6 protein-coding genes are annotated in these 4234 nt (G+C 68.2%); 5 read left to right on the top strand and 1 reads right to left on the bottom strand.

The genetic code is table 11. The annotated features are described in order from the left end of the window. The 5 genes from ON39_RS34575 to ON39_RS34555 form a co-directional block, all read left to right on the top strand. Positions 1 to 959 (top strand): sensor domain-containing diguanylate cyclase (locus tag ON39_RS34575; protein ID WP_051187476.1); only part of this gene is annotated, 959 nt, incomplete at its 5' end. A gap of 450 nt (positions 960 to 1409) precedes the next feature. After that, positions 1410 to 1877, top strand: a complete 468-nt coding sequence (locus ON39_RS34570) for a hypothetical protein (protein ID WP_211336426.1) — start codon at positions 1410 to 1412, stop codon at positions 1875 to 1877. Positions 1878 to 2326: 449 nt separating this feature from the next. Beyond that, positions 2327 to 2587 (top strand): hypothetical protein, encoded by a 261-nt coding sequence (locus ON39_RS34565; protein WP_040740513.1) that lies wholly within the window; start codon positions 2327 to 2329, stop codon positions 2585 to 2587. Then, positions 2584 to 2907, top strand: a complete 324-nt coding sequence (locus ON39_RS34560; RefSeq protein WP_040740512.1) for a hypothetical protein — start codon at positions 2584 to 2586, stop codon at positions 2905 to 2907. The genes ON39_RS34565 and ON39_RS34560 overlap by 4 nt, the downstream gene beginning before the upstream one ends. A gap of 52 nt (positions 2908 to 2959) precedes the next feature. Beyond that, positions 2960 to 3481, top strand: a complete 522-nt coding sequence (locus ON39_RS34555; protein ID WP_063713420.1) for a M15 family metallopeptidase — start codon at positions 2960 to 2962, stop codon at positions 3479 to 3481. A 146-nt stretch (positions 3482 to 3627) separates the two neighbouring features. On the opposite strand, the gene ON39_RS34550 is transcribed toward ON39_RS34555, so the two are convergent. Further along, positions 3628 to 4234: NAD(P)-dependent oxidoreductase (locus tag ON39_RS34550; protein ID WP_040740510.1), on the bottom strand; the 607-nt coding region annotated here is incomplete at its 5' end.

Here is a 4234-nt window from a genome sequence, read left to right as displayed (position 1 = left end):
AGGCGCGGCGCGCGGCCGACGACCGATTCCGGGCGGTCTTCGACAACGCGGCCGTGGCGATCGCCATCGTGGACACCGACCTCACCCTGCTCGACGCCAACCCCGGCCTGGCCGACATGATCGGCCGCCCGGTCGACGCGCTGCGCGGCGCGTCGGTCTACGACTTCGCCCACCCCGACGACCGCGGCTACCTGCGGACCATGGTGTACGAACGGCTGGTGCCGAACGGCAAGGGCACCGTGCGGCTCGAGCAGCGCCTCGTGCGCGCCGACGGCAGCGACGGGTGGGCCGCGTTCGCCATCACGTTCGTCAAAGGCGTTGGCCGGCAACCCGATTACCTGCTCGCGGTCGGCGAGGACGTGACCGAGCAGCATCGGCTGCGCGACGAACTGCACCGGCAGGCGCGTCACGACCTGCTCACCGGCCTGCCGAACCGTCGGCACCTGCTCGAACGGGTCGAGGCGATGATCGCCACGGCGGGTGCGCGCGATCGGGTCGGGCTGTGCTTCATCGATATCGACGGGTTCAAGGACGTCAACGATCGCTACGGGCACGGGACCGGCGACCGGGTGCTGGCCGCGATCGCGACCCGGCTGCGCGACAGCGTCGCCGAGCGCGGCTGCCCGGTGGCGCGCATCGGCGGGGACGAGTTCGTCGCGATCGTTCCGCCGCCCGCGGACGCCGCCGACGTCACCGCCATCGCGACCGGTCTGCAGGCGGCTCTCGCCGATCCGGTGTCCATCGGGCCGCTGCGCCTGCGGGTGTCGGCGAGCATCGGCGCGGTGCTCACGCCGGTCGCCGATACGCAGGCCGAGTCGTTGCTCGACGCCGCGGATACCGCGCTGTATCGGGCCAAGGCGGACGGCAAGGATCGGTGGGTGTTGCACACCCTGGAAACGCGTGCGGATCGGGCGTCGGTCGCGGGTGGTGTCGATGCGCCGAGTTTCTACGCCAGATAGGTGTGGGTTTCGGTTCTCGTGAGGTCCGGGTCGGTTCTCGTGATCCGGCGAGAGTGTCGACATGTGCGACACGTGGTGGCGGACAGCGAAGGCCGGCCCCTTGAAATGATGTGTCGTCTTCCGTGGGGTGGGTGAAACTGCTCGCCGCCGAAATTCGCGGCGGTAGCGGGAAACCGGTTGCGGCGGAATGAGTTTTTACCCGGTGCCTCGGGTGAGGGTTTGCCAGGGGTCGGCATAAGTCCCTGCGGGCACTCCGGTAATCGGGTGACTGGGCGGCGAGTATGCCCCTTGAACTGGGTGTTCGATTTTGGTTGAGGCTTTGTGCGGACACCCGAATGTCACCCCGATCGCCGGAGTGGCGCCGCCGCTTCGCGAGGCACCCTTAGCGATGTACATCGTTGATTCCAAGGCGCGATTCATCGCGGATGCCATTGAAGGTCGAGGAGGGCAATGAGTACGTCCAGGGTCGTCACGACAACGTTGCGTCTTTCGCAATCCGCCAGTAGGCGGTTGGCCGCACGCGCCGCACGCGAAGGCACTACTTCCACCGCATTGCTCGACCGCTTGATTCGGGAGGGCGTCGATCAGCTCGATCATCCGGGCATTGTTTTCCGCGGCCCGATGAACGACCGTCGCGCCGCGCTGGTCGCGGGCCCGGACGTGTGGGAAGTCGTTGCCCGCCTACAGGAATTGGACGGACCGGTGGAGCGGCGCATCGAGGTGCTGAGCGCGAAGTCGAGCCTGCACGCCGGCAAGATCAAGATAGCCATCGCCTACGCCCGCGACCACGGCGGCGAGATCATCGAACGCATCGGGCGCAATCGTGAAGCGGCCGAGGCGATTCGCCGCCCACCCCCGGTGCGCGCGCCGGTCACCGAGCGCGACCACCTCACGCTCATCGTCCCGCTGCGCGAGTGACCCGGCCGAATTGTCCGGTGCCGTAGTCGAATTGTCCGTTGTAGTGGCTGTTCACATCGATGGTGAGCGATTGTGGACACCCGCGCCCGCCTGTGTACAACCCGTTCGGCCCGCGGACGAACACCCTCGCGTCAGCCAGGATGTCGTCCGCGGTCCGATCGGGGTCCTACGCGGCAGCAGTTGAGCAGCAAGAGGTTTCGAGAATCCGGCGAATCGGACTGGTACCACAGCGGCGTGCCTGTGATCCACAGCACTGGCACAGCATGTGGACAACGCGCGTTCCTTGTGGATGAAGCATTTGCCACCCAACGGGTTTCGGGTAAGCATGTGCCATGCCCAATGACTATGACTCCATGTCCATCCGACCCACTCGTCGAGCCGCGAGTGCTGTCGAAGTTCGGCAGCAGAGTTTGCCGACTCGAAGTATGGCCAGTGGTATGGTGGCGAGTATGGCGACGCGGAAGATCACCTTGACAGTCGATGAAGCGGTGCTGGCGGATCTGCAACAAGGCGCCGCCGCCGCCGGGATGCAGTTGTCGCCGTATTTCGCCCGATGCGCGCACCGCTGGATGCTCTATCAAGACGCGATCCGCTCTGCGGCGCGCGATCGCAGCCTCGGCATGTACCAGGTCGACGTGGCCGAGACCGAGCTCACCGACCTGCACGAGGCGGAGGCCGACGCCGAGAAGCGTCGCGGTCCGCGCGCATGAGGCGCGGTGAGATCTACCGATTCGAGCGCGACCGGCCCGCTCGCGAAGACGACCCGCGCACCCCATATCGCGTGATCGTCTCTGCCGATTACCGCCTACCCGACGAGCGTGTTCGGGTCTTGACCGCCCCTGTCGAATGCCTGGACCCACAGTCGATGGTCGCGGTTCGGCTCGGCGACGCGGATCCGGTGGAGGGCTGGGTGAGGGTGGACCTGATCACCAGTACCTATCGCCCTTGGTTGAGTGGACCGCTCGGCGAACTCACCGCCGAGACCATGGACAGCCTGTCGTCGAAGCTGCGGATCGAATTGGATCTCTGAGTGTCGGCGGGGGCTGCGGCGAGGGTGGGCGCGGGCCACTACCATGCCCGACATGGTGTTGCGGAGTGGTGTGCGGAAACGGATGGTGCTCGGTCTACCCGTGGCGGCGCTGGTGGTGACGGGGGTGTTGGCGCCGGAGGCGGGTGCGGGGCAGGAGACGGTGGCCGATCAGCGGGAGGCGGCGGGATCGGCGGCGGGGACCGAGGGGTTGGAGCCGGGGCTGGCGGTGGCGTACACGCTGGCGGAGAACGAGGCGCACGCGCAGGGCGTGCCGCTGTCGATCACCTCCGGATATCGCACGCCGGACGAGCAGCAACGACTGTGGGACGAGGGGCTGGCCACGTACGGCAGCCCGGAGGTGACGCGCCGATGGGTGCTGCCGCCGGAGGAGTCGACGCACGTGTCCGGCCGCGCGGTCGACGTCGGGCCGCAGGTGGGGGCGCAGTGGCTGGAGGCCAACGGAACCCGGTGGGGACTGTGCCGGATGTACGACAACGAGTGGTGGCATTTCGAGCTGGCCACCGTGCCGGGCGGGGTGTGCCCGCCGATGCGGCCGGACGCCAGTAGCCGGTAGGCCCTGTGCCGAATGTTCGGCCGGAGAGGTAGCCCGGACTGGACTTCGACTGGTCAGGAACTGATGGTGGTATCGCCCGAGCGGCGCACCAGTTCCGCTTCGGGCTGGATCGCCGGCCGGACCTCGAGACGGGGCCTATCCAGGTGTCAGTCGCGTAGCAGATCGAAGACCTTGGTCTCGCTGAGATCGCCGTGGCCGGCGGCGACGAGCCCGTCGAAGAGGTCGCGGGCGGCGTGGCCGAGCGCGGCGGGGCCGTCCACGGCGTCGGCGAGTTCGACGCCGAGGCGAGTGTCCTTGCGACGCAGGGCGGCGGTGAACGCGATATCGCGGTCGTGCTTGCCGTCGCGCATCAAGCCGCCGACGCGCACCACGGTGGGGCTGGCGGCGACACTGTGGGCGAGGGTGTCGACCACGGTCGTCAGATCGAGCCCGGCGAGTTCGGCCACCCGCAGCGCCTCGGCGGTCGCGGCGATCTGAATAGAGCCGAGCAAGTTCTGTATCAGCTTGTAGGCGGTGCCCGCGCCGACCTCGCCGAAGCGAACGATCTTGGCGCACAACGGTTCCAGCAACGGCCGGGCGGACTCGAGGTCGTCGGCGTCCGCGCCGACCAGCAGGGTCAGCTCGCCCGCCGCCGCGGCCGCGGGCAAACCGGTGACGGGGGAGTCGAGGTACCTGAGTCCCTGCGCCGCTGCCTGTTTCGCCAGCTGGAGCACCCACGGCCGGGAGATGGTCGAGCACTCGATCGCGAACGCG

The organism is Nocardia tenerifensis NBRC 101015 (assembly GCF_000308715.1).
GTDB classification, from domain to species: Bacteria; Actinomycetota; Actinomycetes; order Mycobacteriales; family Mycobacteriaceae; genus Nocardia; species Nocardia tenerifensis.
The sequence above is the reverse complement of the archived record's forward strand: the minus strand, read 5'-3'. Positions and strand labels throughout refer to the sequence as shown.